This window comes from Bradyrhizobium sp. 132 (genome assembly GCF_023074185.1).
Classification (GTDB): domain Bacteria; phylum Pseudomonadota; class Alphaproteobacteria; order Rhizobiales; family Xanthobacteraceae; genus Bradyrhizobium.
Genome location: NZ_JADPKY010000077.1, coordinates 1 through 22,340 on the forward strand (window position 1 = coordinate 1; position 22,340 = coordinate 22,340).

General features: G+C 63.9%; 22 protein-coding genes. 5 read left to right on the forward strand and 17 right to left on the reverse strand.

Annotation, left to right across the window (positions count from 1 at the left end):
• Positions 1 to 143: 143 nt before the first annotated feature.
• Positions 144 to 461, reverse strand: coding sequence for a ribbon-helix-helix domain-containing protein (locus IVA74_RS12340; RefSeq protein WP_247343537.1), 318 nt, complete (start codon positions 459 to 461; stop codon positions 144 to 146).
• Between the two features lie 249 nt (positions 462 to 710).
• Here IVA74_RS12340 and mutL point away from each other — a divergent pair, with 249 nt between their 5' ends.
• On the forward strand, positions 711 to 2,513 hold the full coding sequence (mutL, locus tag IVA74_RS12345) for a DNA mismatch repair endonuclease MutL (protein WP_247343538.1): 1,803 nt from the start codon (positions 711 to 713) through the stop codon (positions 2,511 to 2,513).
• A 9-nt stretch (positions 2,514 to 2,522) separates the two neighbouring features.
• Here the strand turns inward: mutL and rsmD are convergent, their stop codons facing one another.
• A complete protein-coding gene (gene rsmD / locus IVA74_RS12350) occupies positions 2,523 to 3,077 on the reverse strand; it encodes a 16S rRNA (guanine(966)-N(2))-methyltransferase RsmD (RefSeq protein WP_247343540.1) in 555 nt (184 codons plus the stop codon).
• A gap of 2 nt (positions 3,078 to 3,079) precedes the next feature.
• Positions 3,080 to 5,200 carry a pseudouridine synthase gene (locus tag IVA74_RS12355; protein ID WP_247343543.1) on the reverse strand — a complete coding sequence of 707 codons (2,121 nt, stop codon included), beginning with the start codon at positions 5,198 to 5,200 and terminating at the stop codon, positions 3,080 to 3,082.
• Between the two features lie 119 nt (positions 5,201 to 5,319).
• Here IVA74_RS12355 and IVA74_RS12360 point away from each other — a divergent pair, with 119 nt between their 5' ends.
• Positions 5,320 to 5,778: a nucleoside deaminase gene (locus IVA74_RS12360; protein WP_247343546.1), complete on the forward strand. Its 459-nt coding sequence runs from the start codon at positions 5,320 to 5,322 to the stop codon at positions 5,776 to 5,778.
• Here the strand turns inward: IVA74_RS12360 and IVA74_RS12365 are convergent.
• Positions 5,775 to 6,680: an alpha/beta hydrolase gene (locus tag IVA74_RS12365; RefSeq protein WP_247343549.1), complete on the reverse strand. Its 906-nt coding sequence runs from the start codon at positions 6,678 to 6,680 to the stop codon at positions 5,775 to 5,777. The two genes, IVA74_RS12360 and IVA74_RS12365, sit on opposite strands and share 4 nt — an antisense overlap.
• Positions 6,681 to 6,866: 186 nt before the next feature.
• Positions 6,867 to 8,150, reverse strand: a complete 1,284-nt coding sequence (gene purD / locus IVA74_RS12370; RefSeq protein ID WP_247343551.1) for a phosphoribosylamine--glycine ligase — start codon at positions 8,148 to 8,150, stop codon at positions 6,867 to 6,869.
• Between the two features lie 292 nt (positions 8,151 to 8,442).
• Here purD and IVA74_RS12375 point away from each other — a divergent pair, with 292 nt between their 5' ends.
• Positions 8,443 to 9,300 (forward strand): DUF3800 domain-containing protein, encoded by an 858-nt coding sequence (locus IVA74_RS12375; RefSeq protein ID WP_247343554.1) that lies wholly within the window; start codon positions 8,443 to 8,445, stop codon positions 9,298 to 9,300.
• A gap of 137 nt (positions 9,301 to 9,437) precedes the next feature.
• Here IVA74_RS12375 and IVA74_RS12380 read toward each other — a convergent pair whose 3' ends face one another.
• From IVA74_RS12380 to IVA74_RS12395, 4 genes are all read right to left on the reverse strand, one after another.
• Entirely contained in the window at positions 9,438 to 10,346 is a 909-nt protein-coding gene (locus IVA74_RS12380; protein ID WP_247343557.1) for a hypothetical protein, read from the reverse strand.
• Between the two features lie 796 nt (positions 10,347 to 11,142).
• The gene (locus IVA74_RS12385) at positions 11,143 to 11,442 is read right to left on the reverse strand and encodes a transcriptional regulator (protein ID WP_247343560.1); all 300 of its coding nucleotides are present in this window, start codon (positions 11,440 to 11,442) and stop codon (positions 11,143 to 11,145) included.
• Positions 11,442 to 11,996, reverse strand: a complete 555-nt coding sequence (locus tag IVA74_RS12390) for a hypothetical protein (protein ID WP_247343563.1) — start codon at positions 11,994 to 11,996, stop codon at positions 11,442 to 11,444. The genes IVA74_RS12385 and IVA74_RS12390 overlap by 1 nt, the downstream gene beginning before the upstream one ends.
• Positions 11,997 to 12,280: 284 nt before the next feature.
• Complete coding sequence (locus IVA74_RS12395; RefSeq protein ID WP_247343566.1) at positions 12,281 to 13,291, reverse strand: alpha/beta fold hydrolase; 1,011 nt, start codon at positions 13,289 to 13,291, stop codon at positions 12,281 to 12,283.
• 136 nt (positions 13,292 to 13,427) lie between these two features.
• Here IVA74_RS12395 and xseA point away from each other — a divergent pair, with 136 nt between their 5' ends.
• Positions 13,428 to 15,050 (forward strand): exodeoxyribonuclease VII large subunit, encoded by a 1,623-nt coding sequence (xseA, locus tag IVA74_RS12400; RefSeq protein WP_247343569.1) that lies wholly within the window; start codon positions 13,428 to 13,430, stop codon positions 15,048 to 15,050.
• Between the two features lie 248 nt (positions 15,051 to 15,298).
• Here the strand turns inward: xseA and IVA74_RS12405 are convergent, their stop codons facing one another.
• Both IVA74_RS12405 and IVA74_RS12410 read right to left on the reverse strand, forming a co-directional pair.
• Positions 15,299 to 15,448 (reverse strand): hypothetical protein, encoded by a 150-nt coding sequence (locus IVA74_RS12405; RefSeq protein WP_247343573.1) that lies wholly within the window; start codon positions 15,446 to 15,448, stop codon positions 15,299 to 15,301.
• A gap of 166 nt (positions 15,449 to 15,614) precedes the next feature.
• Positions 15,615 to 16,439, reverse strand: a complete 825-nt coding sequence (locus IVA74_RS12410; protein ID WP_247343576.1) for a dienelactone hydrolase family protein — start codon at positions 16,437 to 16,439, stop codon at positions 15,615 to 15,617.
• 177 nt (positions 16,440 to 16,616) lie between these two features.
• On the opposite strand from IVA74_RS12410, the gene IVA74_RS12415 reads away from it, so the two are divergent.
• Entirely contained in the window at positions 16,617 to 16,844 is a 228-nt protein-coding gene (locus tag IVA74_RS12415) for a DUF2093 domain-containing protein (protein WP_247343579.1), read from the forward strand.
• Between the two features lie 16 nt (positions 16,845 to 16,860).
• On the opposite strand, the gene IVA74_RS12420 is transcribed toward IVA74_RS12415, so the two are convergent.
• The 6 genes from IVA74_RS12420 to IVA74_RS12445 all read right to left on the reverse strand — a co-directional run bounded on the left by IVA74_RS12420 (position 16,861) and on the right by IVA74_RS12445 (position 22,295).
• Positions 16,861 to 17,166: a hypothetical protein gene (locus IVA74_RS12420; RefSeq protein ID WP_247343581.1), complete on the reverse strand. Its 306-nt coding sequence runs from the start codon at positions 17,164 to 17,166 to the stop codon at positions 16,861 to 16,863.
• Between the two features lie 1,100 nt (positions 17,167 to 18,266).
• Positions 18,267 to 18,602: a GYD domain-containing protein gene (locus IVA74_RS12425; protein ID WP_247343583.1), complete on the reverse strand. Its 336-nt coding sequence runs from the start codon at positions 18,600 to 18,602 to the stop codon at positions 18,267 to 18,269.
• A gap of 422 nt (positions 18,603 to 19,024) precedes the next feature.
• Entirely contained in the window at positions 19,025 to 20,041 is a 1,017-nt protein-coding gene (gene lpxK, locus IVA74_RS12430; RefSeq protein ID WP_247343585.1) for a tetraacyldisaccharide 4'-kinase, read from the reverse strand.
• On the reverse strand, positions 20,034 to 21,380 hold the full coding sequence (locus IVA74_RS12435) for a 3-deoxy-D-manno-octulosonic acid transferase (RefSeq protein ID WP_247343587.1): 1,347 nt from the start codon (positions 21,378 to 21,380) through the stop codon (positions 20,034 to 20,036). Before IVA74_RS12435 ends, lpxK begins: the two co-directional genes overlap by 8 nt.
• On the reverse strand, positions 21,343 to 22,056 hold the full coding sequence (locus IVA74_RS12440) for a lysophospholipid acyltransferase family protein (RefSeq protein ID WP_247343590.1): 714 nt from the start codon (positions 22,054 to 22,056) through the stop codon (positions 21,343 to 21,345). Before IVA74_RS12440 ends, IVA74_RS12435 begins: the two co-directional genes overlap by 38 nt.
• Complete coding sequence (locus IVA74_RS12445; RefSeq protein ID WP_247343592.1) at positions 22,053 to 22,295, reverse strand: DUF4170 domain-containing protein; 243 nt, start codon at positions 22,293 to 22,295, stop codon at positions 22,053 to 22,055. Before IVA74_RS12445 ends, IVA74_RS12440 begins: the two co-directional genes overlap by 4 nt.
• Between the last annotated feature and the right edge of the window lie 45 nt (positions 22,296 to 22,340).

Below are 22,340 nucleotides of genomic sequence, written 5' to 3' on the forward strand. Positions count from 1 at the left end.
AAGGATGATCGAGCAACATCGTCGTCTCCAGGTTGGGTGGTATTGCAACCTCAGTCTGGCCTCAGACTTGGTCGCTATCCACTCCCCATGGAATCTTCGTCGCAAGGGCTCCTCGCAATGACGGCGGAGGGATCTTATAGTCGCTATTCGGCTGCATCGAGGATGGGCGTCACCGTGGCCTTGAATTCCTGCACCGACGCTATGCTTCGGGAGCGATAGATCAGGCAGGAGCAGCGCAGCAACGAGGCGAAATTATTGACCTCGCCGTGGTGGTCGAGCACCTCGGTGTAGAGCGTCGTCAGAAACTTGCCGACGCTCATGTTCTCCTTGGCCGCGATCTCGTCCAGCGTGTCCCAGAATGCCATTTCCAGACGGATCGAGGTGCAATGCCCACCGATCCGTAACGAACGGGTCTGGGATTCGTAGTCGCGTTGGGGCTGGTGCGCGAAGAGATGGCACATGGCGTCCTCCCGTCCTGTTGCCGTTTTTTCACGATGCTACACCGCAGCCCGGTACCCCACAATCGGGACCAGCACCCGGAGATCAATCCATCCGGGGTGCGCGATTTTCTCGAACGTCCAATCTCTTCAATGCGATAGACGGCCCTTTTCCCCAGCCCGCCACGTTCCTGTTGCCCAACACATGCTTTTGACGCAACACGGCCTATAGCGCTGTCAGCGAATCCAGATCGCAAGCCCAAGATCGAGTTCATGCCCGTCCGCCAATTGCCAGAACAGGTCGTCAACCGCATCGCCGCCGGCGAGGTGGTCGAACGTCCCGCGAGCGTGGTCAAGGAACTGGTCGAAAACGCCATCGATGCCGGCGCGAGCCGGATCGACGTCTTCACCGATGGCGGCGGGCGCCGGCGGATCGGCATCACCGACGACGGCGGCGGCATGACCGCCAAGGACCTGTCGCTGGCGGTCGAGCGTCACGCCACCTCCAAGCTCGACGACGAGGACCTGCTGCAGATCCGCACGCTTGGATTCCGCGGCGAGGCGCTGCCCTCGATCGGCTCGGTCGCGCGGCTCTCCATCACCACGCGGCATGCCGGCGAGCCGCACGCCTGGGCGCTCAATGTCGAGGGCGGCGAGAAATCCGGGATCATGCCGGCGGCGTTGGCGCATGGCACGCGGGTCGAGGTCAACGACCTCTTCTACGCGACGCCGGCGCGGCTGAAGTTTTTGAAGACCGACCGCACCGAGGCGGAAGCGATCCGCGAGGTGGTGCGGCGGTTGGCGATGGCGCGGCCCGAAATCGCCTTCACGCTGGCGGGCGAAGAGCGCGCGCCGGTGACCTGGGCTGCGGCGCTACCCGGCGTCGCCGGTCGCCTGACCCGTCTCGGCGACATCTTGGGGGCGGAGTTCCGCAGCCATGCCATCGAGGTCCATGCCGAGCGCGAGGGCGTCGTGGTCGCCGGCTATGCCGCGGCGCCCGCGCTAACCAAAGCCAACGCGCTCGGGCAATATCTCTTCGTCAACGGCCGCCCGGTGCGCGACAAGCTGATCCTCGGCGCGGTGCGGGGGGCCTATGCCGATTATCTGCCGCGCGACCGCCATCCGGTGCTGGCACTGTTCGTCACGCTCGATCCGCGCGAGGTCGACGCCAACGTCCATCCGGCCAAGACCGAGGTGCGGTTTCGCAACGCAGGCCTCGTGCGCGCGCTGATCGTGCACGGATTGAAGGAAGGGCTCGCGCGGGAGGGCCGGCGTACGGCCGCAAACGGCGGCGAGAGCGCACTATCTTCGTTCCGCCCCGCATTCACGCCGCGCCCGGCAAGCTGGGACTGGCGCCAGTCGCCATCCGCCCCGATGCCGTCTTTCGACGGTGCCGCCGCGCCCGCCTTCGCCGAGCGTGCGCAGGCCGCATTCGACGTCGGCGCGCCGAGCGCCGACGTGCGGATCGAGAGCCAGCCTGTCGGCGACTTTGTCGACCGTCCGCTCGGCGCGGCACGCACCCAGATCCACGAGACCTATATCGTCTCGCAGACCCGCGACGGGTTGATCATCGTCGACCAGCACGCCGCGCATGAACGCATCGTCTACGAGCGGCTGAAGGCTTCGCTCGCCGCCAATGGCGTGCAGCGGCAGATCCTGCTGATCCCCGAGATCGTCGAGATGGACGAGGCCACGGTAGAGCGCCTGCTCGAGCGCAGCGAAGAGCTGACGTCGTTTGGCCTTGCGATCGAATCCTTCGGCCCCGGCGCGGTCGCGGTGCGCGAGACGCCGTCACTGCTCGGCAAGACCAACGCGGGCGGGCTGTTGCGCGATCTTTCCGAGCACATGGCCGAGTGGGACGAGGCGCTGCCGCTCGAGCGCCGCCTGATGCACGTCGCCGCAACCATGGCCTGCCACGGCTCGGTGCGCGCCGGCCGCAGGCTGCGGCCGGAGGAGATGAACGCCCTGCTCCGCGAGATGGAGGACACCCCGAACTCCGGCCAGTGCAACCACGGCCGCCCGACCTATGTCGAGCTGAAGCTGTCGGATGTGGAGAAGCTGTTCGGGCGGCGGTGACTTCGTAGGCTACGGCGCCTTCAGAAACACGAACTCCGTGTCGTCATACGCCCGCCGCTCCAATTCCTCGTAACCCTCAGGCGTCGCGAACTGCGCAGCCTTCGCCTCTTCCACCACGAGCAGCGCGCCTGGCGTGAGCCAGCCGCCATCACGCAGGCTCTCGAGCGCCTTCTCCGCAAGACCGTTGCCGTAGGGCGGATCGAGGAACACCAGCGAGAACGGCTCGACCGGATGTGCAGGCCCGAGATCGGTCGCATCGCGGCGATAGACCTTGGTGACGCCGCCGAGGCCCAGCGACTCGACATTGTTGCGGAGCAGGGCGCGCGCTTCCGCGCCGTTGTCGACGAACAGCGTGAACTTCGCGCCGCGTGACGTCGCTTCGATGCCGAGCGCGCCGGTGCCGGCGAAGAGATCGAGCACGCGCGCGTCCGAGATCGGATCGCCATAGGCGTGCACGAGGATGTTGAACACGGACTCGCGCAAGCGGTCCGCCGTGGGGCGGATGTCGCGCGAGGACGGTGAGGCCAAATTGCGCCCCTTCAATCGACCGCCGACGACGCGCAACGCTAGTCCTCCTTCGGCGCCAGATCGCGCTTGCCGTGATAGCCGCGCTTGGGACGGCGCGGCGGGCCGTAGCCACTGACCTCGGACTCATTGCGCTCGCGCGCCTCCTCGCTGCCGGTGCGTTGCACCAGCACGCGGCGGCCCTTGCGGTCGTTGATCACGCCGCGCTTGGCGGCAGGCTTCTTCTCGCGCGGCGCGTCGTCTCCCTCAGGCGCGGCAGATTTCTGCGGCACGTCGAACTGGGCACCCGACTTGTCGATGATCTTGTCGCCGAGCTGGTCGCGCAGCACGCGCGACTTGATCTCCTCGACCTGGCCTTCGGGGACCTCGCCGAGCTGGAACGGTCCGTAGGACACCCGGATCAGCCGGTTCACCTCGAGCCCGAGATGGGCGCAGACATTGCGCACTTCGCGGTTCTTGCCCTCGCGGATCGCGAAAACCAGCCAGACATTGGCGCCCTGGTCACGCTCCAGCGTGGCGTCGATCGGACCGTATTTGACGCCCTCAACCTCAATGCCGTTCTTCAGCTCATCGAGCTGCGCCTGCGTGACGTCGCCATGGGCGCGGACGCGATAGCGGCGCAGCCAGCCGGTGTCCGGCAGCTCGAGCGTGCGCGCGAGCCCACCATCATTGGTGAGCAGCAGCAGGCCCTCGGTGTTGAAGTCGAGCCGGCCGATCGAAATCAGCCGCGGCAGGCCTTCGGGCAAATTGTCGAACACGGTCGGACGCCCCTCGGGGTCGTCATGCGTCGTCATCAGCCCGCGCGGCTTGTGATAGAGGAACAGCCGCGTGCGCTCGCGCTCCGGCATCGGCTTGCCGTCGATGGTGACGACATCGTTCGAGGTGATGTCGAGCGCCGGCGAATTGATGACACGGCCGTTGACGGCGACGCGGCCCTGCGTGACCATCTCCTCGGCATCGCGGCGCGAGGCGAGGCCCGCACGCGACAGCACCTTGGCGATACGCTCGCCGGCCTTCTTGGGCTTCGGTGCTTCGTCCCGGCGCGGGCGGCCTTCGAAGTCCCGATCACGGCCGCGATAGGCGCCGCGACCGCCGAAGGCCGGACGTTTCTCGAAGATCCTGCTGTCGTCCTCGTTTTCGCGGCGCGGACGATCACTGTCGCTGCGCGGATGCTCGTGCCAGTCGGAGCGCTCGCGCGGACGATCGAATTTCGGGCGATCGCCGCCGCGCCCCCCACGCTCGCCGTCGCTGTCACGGCGGGGCCGGTCGAATTTTGGACGGTCATCGCGCGGGCGATCGAATTTGGGCCGCTCACGGAACGGACGATCACCCGATGGACGATCGTCGCGCGAACGCGAGAAGCGCGGACGGTCGTCGCCGCCGCCTTGCCGATCGTCGCGCTTCTGCCAGGGCTTGTCCTGACCACGGTCGCTGCCGCCAAAATCCTTGCGCGGGCCCTTGCTAAAGTCCTTGCGCGGCGGCCGGTCCCCGCGGGGAGCCGCATCGCGCTTCTGCCAAGGCTTTGAATCGCTGCGCTCGCCACGGTCCGGTGCGCCGCGCGAAAACTTCCGCTCGCCGTCGAACTTGCGCTCCGGACGATCGCCGCGCGGCGCGTAAGGTCGCTTGTCGCCAAATTTCGTGTCACCGGTCCGGCCGGCCGGACGGGAATCGTCGCGATCCCTGCGCGGCGGACGGTCATCACGCCCATAGGACGGGCGATCACCGCGCGGCTTGAACGGCCGCTTCTCGCCATCGCGCGAGGGGCGATCAGAAAATGGGCGGTCGCCACGGGGCTTGAACGAGCGCTTCTCGCCGTCGCGCGACGGACGATCGGAAAACGGACGGTCTTCACGCGGCTTGAAGGGACGGTCGCCACGCGGCTTGAAGCTGCGCTCGCCCCGATCCTCGCCGCGCGGCCAGTCTTCGCGCTTGAACCTCGGGCGGTCGCTGAAATCGCGGCGCGGCGCGTCACCGTCTTCGCGGCGGCGGACCGGTCGGCTGTCACTGTCGCCGCGGGGCGGGCGGCTGTCGCCCTTGCCCTCAAATCCCCGCTTGGCGAACTTCTTCTCGGGGCCCCGAGCCTTGCCGGAACGGCCGCCCTTGGCCGGGCCACGGTCGCGCCGGCCGCGGGAATCATTGTCTTTGTCGCTGTCGCGAGGCATGAATAATCTCACTCAGGGGGTGGCCAGAAAGCATTGTGCGCGCTCGTTTCGAGCCGCATGCTCAGGCAAATTCGGTAAGCACTTCTGCTGAAGGCGCAGCTACTAGCAGGTTTCTCGGGATGATACGAGGCTTGAAAGCCCCCTCTTTCATGGATTTGGCGCTCAGAACGGCCGAAAACGCCGGAAAGTCGGGCGAAGTTCCGATCGGATGCGTCGTGGTCCGCAACTTCGAGGTCATCGCCACCGCGGCGAACCGGACCCTGACCGACTACGACCCTACGGCTCATGCCGAGATCATTGCGCTCCGCGAAGCCGCCAAAAAGATCGGCAGCGAGCGCCTGGTCGACTGCGACCTCTACGTGACGCTGGAGCCCTGCACCATGTGTGCGGGCGCGATCTCCTTTGCAAGGGTGAGGCGGCTCTATTACGGCGCCGCCGATCCCAAGGGCGGCGCGGTCGAGTCCGGCGTGAGGTTCTTCACCTCGCCGACCTGCCATCACGTCCCGGATGTCTATTCCGGGGTCGGCGAAAGCGAGTCGGCGCGGCTGCTCAAGGACTTCTTCCGGGAACGGCGCTAAGGCGCCGCAAAGAACTCGCGCAGCGCCTTGGCGGTGACGTCGGGGTTCTCCTCGGTGAGAAAGTGTCCCGAATCCACCGGCATGCCCACGACGTTCGTCGCCCATTGCTTCCAGATGTCGAGCGGGGTGGCCGCGGCCTGGGCGATGCCGGCGTTGCCCCACAGCGCCAGCATCGGAATGGTGATCTTGTTGCCGGCGTCGAAATCCGCCTTGTCGGGATCGTAATCGAAATAGGCGCCGGCGCGATAATCCTCGCACATCGCATGCACGCGGGCGGGATCGCGGAACGGGGCGATGTAGTGTTCGAGCGCGCGCTCGTCGATGGCGTCGAGCGTCTTCGACCTGGTCTGGCTCGCCATCTTGAAGCGCAGAAAGAACTCGCCATTGCTCGAAATCAGCGTTTCCGGCAACGGTGCGGGCTGCGCCAGAAAAGTCCAGTGGTAGATCTTCAGCGCATAGGCGCGGTTCATCCGCTCCCAGTAATTATAGGTCGGCAGGATATCGAGCACGGCGAGGCGCGACAGCCGGCCGGGATGATCGAGCGCAAGGCGATAGGAGACGCGGCCGCCGCGATCATGGCCGGCGAGCGCGAAGTGCACGTGGCCAAGGCTCTCCATCGCCTCGACCATGGCCTTGGCCATCGCGCGCTTGCTGTAGGGCATGTGCAGCGCATCGCTCTCGGGCATGTCGGACCAGCCATAGCCGGGCAGATCGGCGATGATCAGCGTGAACTGGTCGCTAAGCTGCGGCGCGACGCGGTGCCACATCACGTTGGTCTCGGAGAAGCCGTGCAGCAGCAACAGCGGCGGTCCCTTGCCGCCGATGCGGGCGAAGATGCGGCCGAAGGAGGTGTTGATCCATTCGGAGGCAAAGCCGGGGTAGAGGTCGGCGAGATCGGACATCTTGTGCATCCTTATCTGGTCAGCGCTGGATCTGCTCGGTCTTGAAGTGCCCAAGACTTGGGGGCCCCAAAACAAAAATCTCGAAAACAACCCCATGCACAGTAGCTAAGTTCAACACCTGCCTGCACAATTTTGGAGTGCCGACGGGCGCGGCCGGAAATTGCGCGCGCGTGCGAAAAACCGCTGTCAGCCCTTGGCCTTCTCTGCTTCCACCGCCTGCCAGCCGATGTCACGGCGGCAGAAGCCTTCCGGCCAGTTGATGCGGTCGACCGCCTGATAGGCGCGGGCTTGCGCTTCCGTCACGGTCTTGCCGCGCGCGCAGACATTGAGCACGCGGCCGCCATTGGCGAGGATGGCGCCGTCCTTCTCGACCGTCCCGGCGTGGAAGATCTCGGCGGTCTCGACCTTCGCGGCATCATCGAGCCCCTCGATGCGCGTGCCTTTCTGATAGTCGCCGGGATATCCCTTCGCCGCCATCACCACCGTGAGCGCGGAATCCGGATGCCAGCGCAGATCGAAATGCTTCAGCTGCCCGTCGCATGACGCCAGGAACGCCGGCACGATGTCCGACATCATCCGCAGCATCAGCACCTGGCACTCGGGATCGCCGAAGCGGACGTTGAACTCGAACAGCTTTGGGCCCTGCGTCGTCAGCATGATCCCGGCGTAGAGGATGCCGCGGAACGGCGTGCCGCGCTGCTTCATGCCGGCGACCGTCGGCAGGATGATCTTGGCCATGATCGCGTCATGGATCGCCGGCGTCACCAGCGGCGTCGGCGAATAGGCGCCCATGCCGCCGGTGTTCGGGCCGAGATCATGGTCGAACACGCGCTTGTGGTCCTGCGCGGACGCCAGCGGAATGGCGGTCTCGCCGTCGCACAGCGCGAAGAAGCTGATCTCGCGGCCCGGCAGAAATTCCTCGATCACGACCTCAGCGCCGGCATCGCCAAACGCGCCCTCGAACATCATGGCGATGGCGTCCTCGGCCTCGCGCACGGTCTTGGCGACGACGACGCCCTTGCCGGCGGCAAGGCCGTCGGCCTTGACCACGATCGGCGCGCCCTGGCTCTGGACGTAAGCACGCGCATCGGCCGCGTTGGTGAAGCGCTGGTAGGCGCCGGTCGGAATGCCGAATTCGGTACAGAGCGCCTTGGTAAAGCCCTTCGAGCTTTCGAGCTGGGCGGGGATCTTGCTCGGGCCGAATGCCTTGATGCCAGCGGCGGTGAGGTCATCGACGATCCCGGCCGCCAGCGGCGTCTCCGGGCCGACCACCACGAGCTCGACCGCATTCTTTTTGCAGAAGTCGATCACGGCGGCATGGTCGGCGACGTCGAGCGCCACGCATTCCGCCTCGCGCGCAATCCCGGCATTGCCCGGCGCGCACCAGAATTTGGTCACCAGGGGAGAGGCTGCGATCTTCCACGCCAGGGCATGTTCGCGGCCGCCGGAACCGAGCAAGAGAATGTGCATCGAGGGCTCGAAAAGGAGAGGTCTGCTGGACGCGAGGTCGCACGAATCACGGCGGGTCTCAAGGGGTGTTGCCCCGAACTCCCCGTCATTCCGGGGCGCGCGTGCTCCTGCTGTCCATCTCCCCTTGTGGGATAAGGCTGCTCATATACTTTCTGATACTTCAATGACTTACATCGTTGGGCGTCCCTATGGTGTCCCTAAGGGCTTTCCACGGCTCACCTATTTATAACAGCGCTCCACCGGGTCCACACGGATTGATCTAGCATTTCCGAGCACGCCATAGTTGCGCGCTATGGCGACTCAAATCCCAGAGCCTTACTACGTCGCTTACATTGACGAGGCGGGCGACGCCGGACTGAAGAAAGTACGCCCGATTGACGATGTGGGCGCGACGGAATGGCTTTGCCTTGGCGCGGTGCTAATCAAAGTTAAGTACGAGCCCGAAGTGAACAACTGGGTTCGAGCGATCTTGTCAAAGGCTGGGAGCAACCGCGCCGACCTTCACTACAGGCACTTGTCCGCCTCTCAGAAACGGATTGCTTTGGGCGAGATCGCTCAGCTCCCTTTGCGTGGCTTTGTTCTTGCGTCGAACAAGAAGAACATGCGGGGTCACCGAAATGAGCGAGCCGAGCGCGCTGGAGCCCAGCAATGGTTCTACAACTATTGTCTGCGCCTACTTTTGGAACGGGTAACTGACTTCTGCTACCACCATGCAGCCAAAGAGCAGGCAAAGGATCGTTTCGTGAAGATCCTGTACAGCGAACGCAGTATTCATTCTTATGCTCAAACAGCAGCCTATCATGAGCTTCTGAAGATGCAGGCAAGAGCCGGGGCTCTCGTCCTTACGAAGCGACGAATTATGTGGGAAGTTTTGGATTGGCGGCTTGCCCAACCAGTATCGCACTCAGCAAGTCCGGGCGCGCAGCTTGCGGATGTTGTAACGAGCGCTTTCTATCAAGCTGTGGATACGCTTCCGCCAACGAAGTGGAATAACGAATTTGCAAGACTGCTGGAGCCGATCATGGCAATGGAGAGCGGGTCATCCATGGGCTATGGCGTGGCTCTTCAGCCAACGCCCACGTGGAAAGCGAAGCTGGACACCAAGCAAAGGCAGATCTTCGAATTCTACGGCTATAGGTTCTGGCCATGACGCGTGAAGCACTTCCGTGAGCAGCGCGCCAGCCACGGCTTAGACCGATGCCGAAGCCGGTTGGCGGTGTTCTTTGCGCATCAGGCACGCCCCTAGTCATTTGAGGAGCAAGGACACACGCCCTCGAAGCTACCCTTCTAGCGACGGCCCCTTCTCAAACTTTGACCAATGCGCGCAAGCGTAATCCGCTGCGACACTGGAGCCTGATCCGGTCCGCCCACTATTGTCCCCGTTGGAACGCTGTCCCTGTTCTTTACCACATCAGGTACCCCGGCTTGCTTAGCCACCAATCTCCACTTTCTGCGGAATTCGGTCGTGGACCAAGGTAAGCCGGTAACATCGTTTATGATGATTGGGCCGGATGATGGAAGGGCCAAAATGTCCAGGCCAATTGCCTTGACCTCCGCTAGCACCATCGGGGCCTTCTTCAGATCGACTTGGATCGGGCGGCCGCTTGACCCTGTCGTGTGTCGCAAGATCAAATTTTTATCGATGTCGGACCAACGTAGGCCACGAAGCCACTTCCGACCATGGATTTCGAAATCGGAGCTTCCCGGCTCGTCAATAGGAACCCACTCACCGATTACATCCTTTTGGCCAAGCCTCAATTCGAATTGAAACGCTTGGACGAGAGCTATCGAATACCAACCAAAGTGTTCGCGAGCAGTGCGACGGATTGCTTGGACGTGCTCGGCAGTTAGTTGCACGAGACGTGGTCCCTGAGTGCCAAACCGGCTCTCGCGAAGGAGTTCCGCAAGACGCTTGCACTCTGGATCTTCGAGCAGCGTAAAGCCAAATTTAAATAGAGCCCGAAGCCGCGCGATCATTTCATTCGCAGCGGCAGTTCTACCGCCAGAACCCGAAACTTTGTACCAGTAAAGCAGCGTTGGCGCCTTGATGCCTCGGACCTGATGGTGGCCGTATTTTTCACTTATCCGATCGAACGTGCGGCCCTGCTTGATGCGCACCTGATAGCGAAGTTTTTGGAAAGGCGAGTCCAAATCACTTCGATAGGAATCTATTAGTTGCTTGAGCGTTAGCGCCATTGTCCGTCACAGCCCCTCGGCGTGCAAGTACATCAACAGAATGATGGTGATAATCACAACCGCCGCAGCTATGCCGACCACTCCGTCGGCACGGATAACTGCTCCGAAGAAGTGTATTTCGAGTCGTTGAAATTGGTCCACCACATTAGCTCCGTGCTACTTGGCTCAGACGATCCGAACCGATGTCGCCATTGGGTCAGCGTCGGCACGTTGTGCCAAGATTATTCGGCGCTCAAGAAAGATCCCGAGCGATTGTAAGACCTTAAGCAGGAGGCAATGTCATCAGCGCTCTTGCAAAAAAACCGCTGATGTAGGCGACCGAAAACTACTATGCCGATAAGTATCTGAGTGCGCTGTCAAAACCCCGCGCGATAGCGCGACAACATGACGGGAAGAGACTTTGGTAGACCATCGCTGCGGAAAGTGGATGATCGTTCAAGTGGTTGGTCTGATCAGCGGTTTTTTCTCTTCCGTCCGCGGCCGTCCAGACTAGTAGCGGGCTTGCGGCTTGCGCATTGGGAATGCGCTGGTCCGCAACCTAGACCCAATGCTTGGCGACTTCCCCCACTGGAGTAAAACGGCGTCATGGTGAGCGCTGGTATCGAGAGGGTTTTTCTCGCGCGAAGCGCCGGATGAGGGGTTTCCATCCCCACGCACAAATATTTGCGGAGACAGACCCCTCACCCGAGTGTGCCCGTGTCTACCAGCGGAGATGCCCTCTCCCACAAGGGGCGAGGGCACAGCAATCTGCACCGCGATCTGCAGCAAACGTCGCTCCACGCCGGAATGACGGGGCCTAAACCTGCTTCCCCGCAATGATCTCCTGCAGAGTCGCCACATGCCGCGCAAACGCGCCGCGTCCGGCCGCGGTCGCGGTCACCGTCGTCTGCGGCTTCTTGCCGACGAACGCCTTGTCCACCGAAACGTAGCCCGCCTTGGCCAGCGTCTCGATATGGGCACCGAGATTGCCGTCGGTCGCGCCGGTGAGCTTCTTCAGCCGGGAAAACTCCAATCCTGCGGCGGCTGGCAGCGCGTTCAGGGCCGCCATGATCTTCAGCCGCAGCGGCTGGTGAATGATTTCGTCGAGCTCGGCCATCAGATCCGCCGCATCCAGAGCCCGCCGAGGATCAGGCCACCGCCGTTGACGAACGCCATCCAGAGCGGGAACGCCTCGCCGATCCAGAAGAATCCGATCAGCGTCAGCGCGGCAATTCCAAGACCGATCGCAATGAAGGCATAGCCGAACCAGAGTCCCGCCATCATGTAGAACAGCATGAAGTAAAGCGGCCAGAACGTACCCAGCTGGCGCGGACCGAAATGACCGATCACGCTGGTGCAGAGATAACCGAAGGCAAAGAACAGCACGAACAGCAGAAGCAGTCTGATCTCGAAGCCGCGACCATGGGAGTGCCGCGGCGGATTGACTAGGCGGAGTGCAACCAGACCGACGACGCCGACAACATCCACGGCAACCCAGGCGTAGATCGCATAGATCGGCCAAAGCCAGGTCACGAGATTGCCCGCGAACACCAATATGCCCCACCAGACGACTGCGAGGCCCGCCAGCTCGTAGAGCTGCGATTGCTTCACGCGCTGGACGATGTCGTCGATATCGGCCAGCGCTGCGGACGCCTCCTTGCTGTCGATCATGTCGTCCCTTTCTGTCCCTGGGCTATCTCGTATGACGCTCGGTGACACCTGAGCGCGCGCCTCGTCCTTCGAGACGACCGCTACGCGGTCTCCTCAGGATGAGGCTTCGAGACGACCGCTTCCAGCGGTCTCCTCAGGATGAGGCTCAGCTGCACCAGGACCCGTTAAAGCGGCTGCCGCAAACTCCGCCCTCATCCTGAGGGCCCGACGCAGGCGGGCGTCTCGATGGATGGCCACGGGGAAACCGCTCCCATCTACGATTGCCTTGCCGTCAACGGGGCGCATCACGACTGCCCCGCCCCGCGCGTTGCCAAATCCTCGGCGATGACCGAAATCGCCTTCGGGTTGGTGACGATTCCCATGTGGTTGATGCCGTCGATGATCTTGACGTCGACCGACGGTTTGATGGCCTGCACGGTCTCCGCGTATTTGTCCGAGATCATCATCTCGTCCTCGGCGCCGCCAAAGACCGTGATCGGATGGGTCGTCGCCGGGAGATCGATGCGATAGCCGCGCGTCGCGAAATTGCGCGTCAGGCGGTCGGAATAGGTGAAGACGAGATACCTTGCCGAACTCGCCGGCACGGCGAGAGCGAGCACCGGAAGCTGCGAACAGCAGTCGATGCCGAGCTTGCGGAGCGCGGCGAGCCCCAAGAAACGCGGCAGGTCGAAATTGGCCCAGCCGCCGGAATGCGGCTTGTTGGTCGGTGCGTCGTAGCCGAGATAGGGTGCGAGCAGCACCGTGCGCACGAACATGTCCTGCATGATCGGCGTCGCGGCGACGCGCAGCGAGAAGCCGGCACCGGCGGAATGGCCGATCAGGGTGAGCGGGAGATCCGGCGCGGTCTTGCGGATTTGAGCGACGAAGTCGACGAGGTCGTCTTCGAGCTGGCCGACATAGCCGATGTCGCCGCGCGAGCCGGAGCCGCCATGGCCGCGAATGTCGAGCGCCCAGGTCTCCACCCCGCGCGAGGCGATCGCATGGGTCAGGGCATGATTGATGGTGCCGCTGGAGCCGGAGGAGCCGTGGATGAAGATCGCGCCACGGCCCGTCGCGGCGCCGCTGGCAACGTAGTGGCGGAAACCGATCCAGGTGCCGTCGCGGGCCTGAAAACGCTCCAGGGCCGGCAGCGTGGACCAATCGATGCCCTTGGCGGAGTCCGAGACCGATCGCATCTCCGGCGGCCGCTCCAGCGGCGTTGCGATCATCGCGGTCAGGATCAGCGCGACACCGCCGACCGCACAGACGGCCCATTTCAGTCCGTTCAAAACGCCGCGTAGCAGTCGGATTGCCATGATCTACTCCCTCAAACTGATTAAATATAGAGAACTCTATAATACAGAGTACTCTCTCAATCAATCCCCAGATTGGCGCGACGCGGCGAAAATCCTTAACGTCGGGTCCGATCCCAAAACGCCGAATCGTTTGCCGATGCCGCCTGCAGAGCCTCTGCTCAACACCCCCGAATTCACCGTTTCCGAGCTCTCGCAGTCCCTGAAACGGACGGTCGAGGACACCTATGGCCATGTCCGGGTCCGCGGCGAGATCTCCGGCTTCCGCGGAGCTCATTCCTCCGGCCATTGCTATTTCGCGCTCAAGGACGAGAGCGCCAAGATCGAGGCGGTGATCTGGAAGGGCGTGCACGGGCGGATGCGCTTCAAGCCCCAGGAGGGGCTCGAGGTCATCGCCACCGGCAAGCTGACCACCTATCCGGGCTCTTCGAAATACCAGATCGTGATCGAGGCGCTGGAGCCGGCCGGCATCGGCGCCCTGATGGCGCTGATGGAGGAGCGCAAGAGGAAGCTCGCCGCCGAAGGCCTGTTCGACGAAGCGCGAAAACAGCTGCTGCCCTGGCTGCCGGAGGTGATCGGAGTCGTGACCTCGCCGACCGGCGCCGTCATCCGCGACATCCTGCACCGGCTGGAGGACCGCTTTCCCCGCCACGTGCTGGTGTGGCCGGTCAAGGTGCAGGGCGAAGGCTCGGCCGAGCAGGTCGCGGCCGCGATCCGCGGCTTCAACGCGATTGCCCCGGGCGGCAAGATTCCGCGGCCCGACGTGCTGATCGTCGCGCGCGGCGGCGGCTCGCTGGAGGATTTGTGGTCGTTCAACGAGGAGATCGTGGTCCGCGCCGCGGCCGAGAGCATGATCCCGCTGATCTCGGCGGTGGGGCATGAGACCGACATCACGCTGATCGATTTCGTCGCCGACAAGCGCGCGCCGACGCCGACGGCGGCGGCCGAGATGGCCGTGCCGGTGCGCAGCGATCTCTTTGTCGAGGTCGCCGATCTCGGGCGACGCACCCGCGCCTATTGGCAGCGCGCCCATGAGAGCCGCCGCAGCGAACTGCGTGCCGCCGCGCGCGCCCTGCCGGCGGCCGGCGACCTGTTGGCGATCCCGCGGCAGCGGCTGGATTCGGCAGGTGCGTCCCTGCCCCGCTGCCTCAAGGCCAACACGCACGCGCATTTCCGCAGGTTCACCGCGGCCGGCGCCAAGCTGACATTGCGGGTGCTGCACGGCCAGATCGCGCAGGCCGATCATCGCCTCACGGTGTGCGGCGAGCGGCTTGGTCTCTCCACCCGCTCGCTGCTGCGGCGGCGGCGCGACCGCTTTGCCGGGCTGGAGGTGCGCTTGCGCGCCTCAAAGATCTCCAACGCGCAGGCGCAACGCAACGCGATTGCGCGTCAGCGCGAGCGCACGCATCGACTTGCCGAGCGCGCGGGCCGCGCGCTGGTCACGTTGTTGCAGCGGCTGGATGCCCGCGTCGAGAACAGCGGCAAGCTGCTCTCCGCTTTGTCCTATCGCGGCGTGCTCGCGCGCGGCTTTGCGCTGGTGCGCGATGAAGCCGGCCATCCCCTGCACTCGGCCGACAGCGTCGGGCCGAATGCGCGGATGGAGATCGAGTTTGCGGATGGCCGTGTGGCAGCGACGGCGGATGCGGATCGGCCTGCTCCCGCAGCGAAGCGTGCGCCAACGCAGTCGAAGCCCGCCGCGCAGGACACCAAACCCGCACCGAAGCGCATGGGCAAGCCGGTGGATCAGGGTAATTTGTTCTAGCAGCGCGGCGCTGCTCCGCCCTCAGTGTCATTCCCCGCGCAGGCGGGGAATCCAGTACGCCGCAGCCTCTCGATGAGCCACTGACGTCTCGGAGTACTGGATCGCCCGGTCAAGCCGGGCGATGACAGCGAGTGTGCGTGCAAATGCAGCCCCATCCCCGTCATTGCGAGCGGAGCGAAGCAATCCAGAATCCCTCACCGGAAAGACTCTGGATTGCTTCGCTCCGCTCGCAATGACGGAGTGCCTACCTACCGGCAGGACAATCCCGCGTCGATCGTGGTCCAGAAGCCGCAATGTTCCGGCGCGAGTTGCGGCGCGCCGGCATGGGCTTCGAACAGGAAGACCGCGACGGTGAAGACAATCAGTGCGGAGGAGAACAGGACGAAGTGGTTGCGCATGGAAGATGCGTTTAATCGACATCGTGGTCGAATGATGGCGTCGTCAAATGTTGAAACCGCATCCGTGCGCGATCCGTAGAGTTACAGTCGGCCATCAATTGCCGTGCAGGGCGGTGGTCGATGCGGGGCTGTCCGCTGTTGTTCCTTCGGGCGGCCCCGCTTCGCACTACCGCGCCAGCCACTCCGCGACCTCGTTTTGCGACTCCGCGCGCGCTACCGCATCGGTGCCGAGATGACCGTGCTCGGGTGCGGCGGCGTCGGTGCTGCCGGCAGCTGCGTGCAGCGGCGTGTTGGCGCGGTCGAAATCGTGATAGGCGCCGGGATAGACCACGATGCGTGCGAGCGCGCTGCGCCCATGCGCGCCCTCGACCATCTGGCGGCAGGCCGGCGGCGACGACACGTCGTCATTGGCGCCGATCAGCACCAAAGTCGGCACCCGCGTGCTCCACCCCAAACCTGCGGAAATCCTGCAGTCCGGATAGAACGCGATCGCGGCGCGGAAATCGGGACCAGCGTCGCGCGCAGCACCCTGCGGACGCACGGCCCAGAGCAGCGCGCTGGCGCCATTCGCCCAACCCATCAGGCTGACGCGGTCGCGCACCACCCAGCTTTGCTTCATCAGCCAGGCGCGCGAAGCCGCGATGTCGGCAACGCGCTCACGCCGCGCCTTGACGTGCATCTCCTTGACGCGACATTGCGGCCCGAGCTCGCGCGAGCCGTAGCTGTCAGGGAGCAGCACGGCGTTGCCGGACTTGAGCAGACGCTCGGCCCAGTCGCGATAGCGCGACAGCACGGAATCGGAATGGCCGCCGAGCCCGCCGCAGCCGTGGAGCGCGATCACGGCCGGAAACGGCCCCGTGCCCTCAGGCTTGTAGAGCTGCGCATGCAGCACGCCCGACGCCAGCGGAATCTCGACCTGCTGCGGGGCCGGCGACGCTTGCGCGGCCGATATCAGGAACGTCAGGAACAGGGCGGTTAACGGAAGGCGCATCGGACTCTGCCGTTGGATCCTTCGCTCAAGCACTATCACGCGGAAACGGCGCCAAAACATCACAAACCGGTGGGTTTACCGGGGCGGACAAGCCACCCTATTTATGCTACATCCCGTCCGACACATCGTGCCCTCCAGGGTCTTCCACGGAGCGGCCTTCCACGGAGACTTTCGACCGTGCTGAACAAGTTCGGCCCCTCGGGCCATGGCGAAGCGCAGGTGCAGTATCTCGACGGCGACTTCCGTGTGATCTCGCCGGGGACCTTCGTGCGCTGCGCCATCACCGACACGCGCATTCCGCTCGACGAGTTGAAGTACTGGAGCGTGGACCTGCAGGAAGCCTACGCCACGCCCGCCGCCGTGCTCGAGCGACATTACCCCGGCGCGCCGAAGCCGCAATCGTAAGGCCGCGGGCGCGCTTCTAGTGCTGCTCCGTGCCATCCGCGCCCACGCAAGTCTTGATGAAGCTCTTCCTGATCTCGCCGACGACCTTCTGATCGATCGCCTGCTTCAGGCAATCGACCCGCGCCTGCGCCATGCAGAGCTGCATCTGGTCGCGCTTGTCCTGCCCGTTCATATTTTGCGTCGAGCTGAGGCACGTCACGCGCTTGGTCGCGGGAACCGGAACAGTGGTGGTTTGAGCGGCCGGCGGCGCGGTTTGTGCAAAGACGGGCACAATGATCAGACACACAAGGCCGGCGGCGACGGCGGCGGACGACAACTTCATCGAATTCTCCTGAACGTCTGAAAACGATAGGAGCTTGCGATGAATGGCGCCTGAATGGCAGGCTGCTGTCGGATGGGCAAAGCGCAGCTGCCCTGCCGGCGTACCACGACAGGTGCAGCTTATCGCGAGGTATGAGAATGGTCCGCATCGGCGTCGCGACGGTGTTCGCGCGCGCCTGAAGTGCGCGTCTCACAGCAAATGATCTCCGTCGTGCCAATCCGCGTTGCATCGAATAGTGCTTGCACTCCGTGGTTAGTTATTTCGCGTTGTGGTTGGATTCTTTGTTGCGGTCGGCATTCTCAGGTTGTTTGACGAAGTCTTGGTGAAACAGAGCGCTGCTATAGTGAGACCTTAGGTAACTAGCCCTGCTCTTTTATCGCACAGACAATCAAGTCAACCAAACGGCCATTGAGCTTTGGAATTGGCGCAGTCTGTGAACGGGCTCATAACGAAGAGCCATCTGACGGGCTACGATCACCTCGAAAATCGCGCTGGAATATCTGTAAATCGAAAGTCAAACGACGGGGGCTGATCATGCCCACCATACTAGACCTGCTCTATCGTGAATATTGCCGCGCCCGCCTCGCTGAAATGCGGAAACAGCTTCTGATCGCAGCTGAACGCTCTGAAGCTCTCGAAGCGCATCATCATCCGGATCAGGGTGACGATGAGAGGACGGACGCACAACGCAAGACCGGTCGCGGCGCGCCGAATTGAAGCGGCCCCGAGACCGGCGATCTCTCCCGCATAGCAGTGACCAAGCAATTGGCAACAGTTTGGGAGGCAGCAATGAATACAGCCGAGTACTATACCGTCATGGTGGCCTGCGTCTCGTGCCTGACCATTATCGGATTGATGGCCGTTGGGGCGTGGTGAGCATGATTGACAGCTGAACCGCGATCGCAGGCCGTACCGAGGCGCTGGCAAGCACGTTCGGTCGGACCTATGGCGCCGGACGCAGCACGCGCCGTACAGCATGGTCCGCCAATGGACGCTGCAAGACCTTCGCCTCGCATCGGTTTGCAGACATGATTCTTGCTGTGAGGTGAGCGTTGCCGCCGCTTCGTTCGACTGCGGCGGCTTCGCTTTAGATCCGGATGTCAGCTTCCGGGCGGGGTATACGAAGAACGCAGCTTCGCCGCGTTCTGGCGGACCTGCTTGATCTCGTCCTGCGTGAACAGCCGCGTCAGCTTCACGTTCTGCAGGGTACCCGCCGTGACAGTCAGGCCGGAAATGGCCGGAGCCGCACTCGGATCAGGCACATCGAAAATTACCAAAACGCCTGGGCCGTCGGCCGCAACGCTGAACATCGAAATCAGCTTTCCGCCGGCCGCTTCGACGAGTTTTCTTGCCGCCTCCTGGCGATCGGTCGTGGGATTCTCCAAAATGGCATTGAGAGCGCGTGGTGTGTATTGTCCGGTGAGGCAAAAATGCATGGCATGTCCTCCTCTGGGTTTTTGGCAATGACTTTCCCTGCCGTTCCGAACCGGTCGTTACGGCCGCTGCATCTGAAAAGATGAAGGTACTGCCCGCCGTGGGCATAAACGCCGTCGATAATTTCCGGGAGTTCGGCACGTCCCGGTGACGGCTCTCATGCGAGGCTACATCAACTCCCGAACGTGCGGAAGAGAATTCATCAGCCGCGACATGTCGCCCCTGTCAGTTGTCGCATCACGCCGAGTGATCTGTTTTTCCATCACACCGTGGCGTCCACAATCCACCAAGGCGAGAGCGACGTGCAATCTGATCTTTCTCCGAGTTACTTTGCTTCCGCTCGTTCGGGGCGGCATGGATACGGGGCGCGTCTTCGCCTTCGCTCTTTGGGCTGTGGCGGAGTCGCTTTGCCCACCCTACAAAATCATCGTCTGCCGAACCGCCGCTCGCGCGCCTTGTAGAGATGATTGCTGATCAGCTGCCGGAGCGCGGCCGGATCATCGAACTCGAGCTGGACGGCGAAAGGCACGATGCCGTCGGGCACGCTTTCGCGGCCGTGCAGGCGTGCGAGATCCTTTTCCGTCGTCACCAGGATTTGCTGCTCGCGCTGTGCCTCCGCGGCGAGGGCTGCGATCTCATCGTTTGAAAACATGTGATGATCGGCGAAGGCGCGCGTGCGCGCGACCTCGATACCGCCAGCGCGTAACGTGCGGAAGAATCGTTCGGGATCGCCGATGCCGGCGAACGCAAACACCGGCTTGCCCAACAGTCTTGCGACCGACCCGGCATCCGGCTTCAGCCGCGCGCGCAGCTCCGGCTTGTTGCGCTTGGCCAGCTCGGCCGCGACATCGTTGGCGGCGCGGCCACCGCCGATCAGCACCAGCGCATCGGTGCGCGCGAGCTGCGCCTTCAGCGGTGCGCGCAGGGGCCCGGCCGGAAATACCTTGCCGTTGCCGAGGCCGCGTTCGCTGTCGATCACGATCAGCGAGGTGTCCTTCAAAACACGCGGGTTCTGGAAACCGTCGTCCATCAGGATCACGGTGGCGCCTTGCGACTTCGCCAGCACGACGCCGTCAAGGCGATCGCGCGCGACTGCAACAGGGACGTCGCGCGCCATCATCAGCGGCTCGTCGCCGATGTCGGAAGCGGTGTGACGCATCCGGTCGACCATCACCGGGCCCGTCAGGCGTCCGCCATAGCCGCGGCTGAGCACTACCGGCGTCTCGCCGAGCTCGCGCAAGAGCTTCGTCAGCGCCAGCACGGTCGGCGTCTTGCCGGCGCCGCCGACATGGTAGTTGCCGACGCAGATTACGGGGATGCCGGCGTCCACGCCCTCGCGCAGCATCCGCCGTTCGGTGATCGCGCCGTAGAGCACGCCCAGCGGCGATAATACGCGCGACTCGAGGGAACGTGGCCGGTACCAGAAGGCCGGCTCACGCATTGGCGGCTCCCATCTCGATCCGCAACTGCAACAGATAGGGCTCGAGCGCGGTCATGGTGCGGTTGAGCGCGCCGCCGAGATCCTCGACTACGCCGGCGCCCGACCGATGCATCTTGTCGCGCACGGTGGGATCGGCGAGCAACTGCCCGAGTTGCTTGATCAGCAATTCCTGCGTCTCGGCCTGGCGCGCGCCGCCGCTGCGGTCGAGCGCCTCGTAGACATCGGCGAAATTGAAGACGTGCGGACCGTGGACGATGGCCGCGCCGAGCTTGATCGCCTCGATCGGATTCTGGCCGCCATGACGGATCAGCGATCCGCCCATGAACACGATCGGCGAGAGGCGGTAGAACAGACCGAGTTCGCCCATGGTGTCGGCGACATAAACGTCGGTAGTCGCAGTCGGCAGCTCGTCGCGCGAGCGCAGGGCCGGCTTCAGGCCAGACGCCGTGATCAGGCCCGCGATCGAGGAGCCGCGATCCGGATGGCGCGGCACGATCACGGTCAAAAGCTGCGGGAAGAAACCGGCGAGGCTGCGATGGGCCGCCACCAGCATCTCCTCCTCGCCCGGATGGGTCGAGGCGGCGACGATGATCGGACGCCCGCGCGTCATCGCCATCAGCCGTTCGAGCTTGGCGAGATCGGCCGGCGGCGCGGGAACGTCGAGCTTGAGATTGCCCGTGGTGAGCACGTCGCGGCCGCCGAGCGTCGAAAAGCGCTCGGCATCGGTCTTGGACTGCGCCAGACAAATGTCGAACCGCGACAGCAGCGCCGAGATGGTGCCGTGCATGCGGCGCCAGCGCGGGAAGGAACGCGGCGACATCCGCCCGTTGATCAGCACCATCGGCACGCGTCGCGCAGCGCCCGCCAGGATCAGGTTCGGCCACAAATCGGATTCGATGAACAGCGCCAGCGACGGCTTCCAATGGTCGAGGAAGCGCGCGACATAACGCGGGGAATCATACGGCACGTATTGATGGATGACGTCCGGCGGAAAGCGTTTTGCCACCACCGCGGCCGAGGTGACGGTGCCGGAGGTGAGCAGAATGCGCAAATTGAGATCGCGCAAGCGCTCGATCAGCGCGGCAGCGGCCAGGACCTCGCCGACGCTGGCGCCGTGAATCCAGACCAGCGGGCCGTGCGGCCGCACGTCCCGGGACAGGCCCCGCCGCTCGCCGACGCGCGCGGGATCTTCCTTGCCCTGTTTCAGGCGCCGCTTGATCAGCGCAGGCGCGAGCGGCACCAGGCCGCGAGCCAGCCGCCGATACATCCGCAGCGTCATCGGCAGCGAGCCGGGCAGCGATTTAGGCATCTGCAGGTCCCGGGCGGCCGAGTTGCGCATAGGCGCGCCGGGTCGCCTCGTTCAAGGTCTCTTCCAGCTCGAGCCGCAGCGCTTCCATGGTGGCGGCGTCCGCATCCGGCGGAACGTGGATTTCCTTGATGCCGACCAATGCGCCCCGCCCGAACGGCAGGTTGATGGTGGTGCGGTCCCAGTTCTCGAGCCGGACGAAGCGGCTGGTCGCCATCGCAAAAGGCATGATCGGCCGCCCCGATTCCCGTGCGAGCATGATGATGCCGAGCCCGGCCACGCGCGAGCGTTTGGGGACATCGGCGGTCAGCGCGACATTACAACCGTCCTGGAGCGTCCGCACCATTTCCTTGAAGGCGCCGACCCCACCCTTGCGGTGAAACGCGCCGCCATGATCGCCGGACCCGCGGATGGTGCCGATGCCGAGCCGCTCGGCGGCGATCGCGTTGAACTCGCCGTCGCGGTGACGGGAGATCAGGACCCTGGCCTTGTACCAGTCCTTGTTCTTGATGAAGGGGGTGAGGAAATGCTGGCCGTGCCAGAACGCGAAGATCGCCGGGATCTGCGGCTCGACGCGGTCATAGACGTCAGGCGGATCGAACGTGAATGTGTTGGTCCGCCAGACCAGACGCAGATATTCGGCCGCCAGGATTCCCACGGCACGCTGAACGAAGCTGCTCCGTAGCGCATTGCGAAGCAGCTTTTTCAACGCGCCGGTTCTTGATTCGGGTCGAGCAGCCGATGGAGATGGACGATGAAATAGCGCATCTGCGCGTTGTCGACCGTGCTCTGCGCCTTGGCCCGCCAGGCGGCGTGGGCCGTCGCATAGTTCGGATAGAGGCCGACGACCTCGACCTCGTCGAGGTTCTTGAAGGTGTTGTGCTCGAGATCGACGAGCTCGCCGCCGACGACGAGGTGGAGCAGTTGTTGCGGGGCACTATCTGGCATCGGTTCTGTTCCTAACGGGCTGCCCGGCAAAGCAGTGTTCGACAA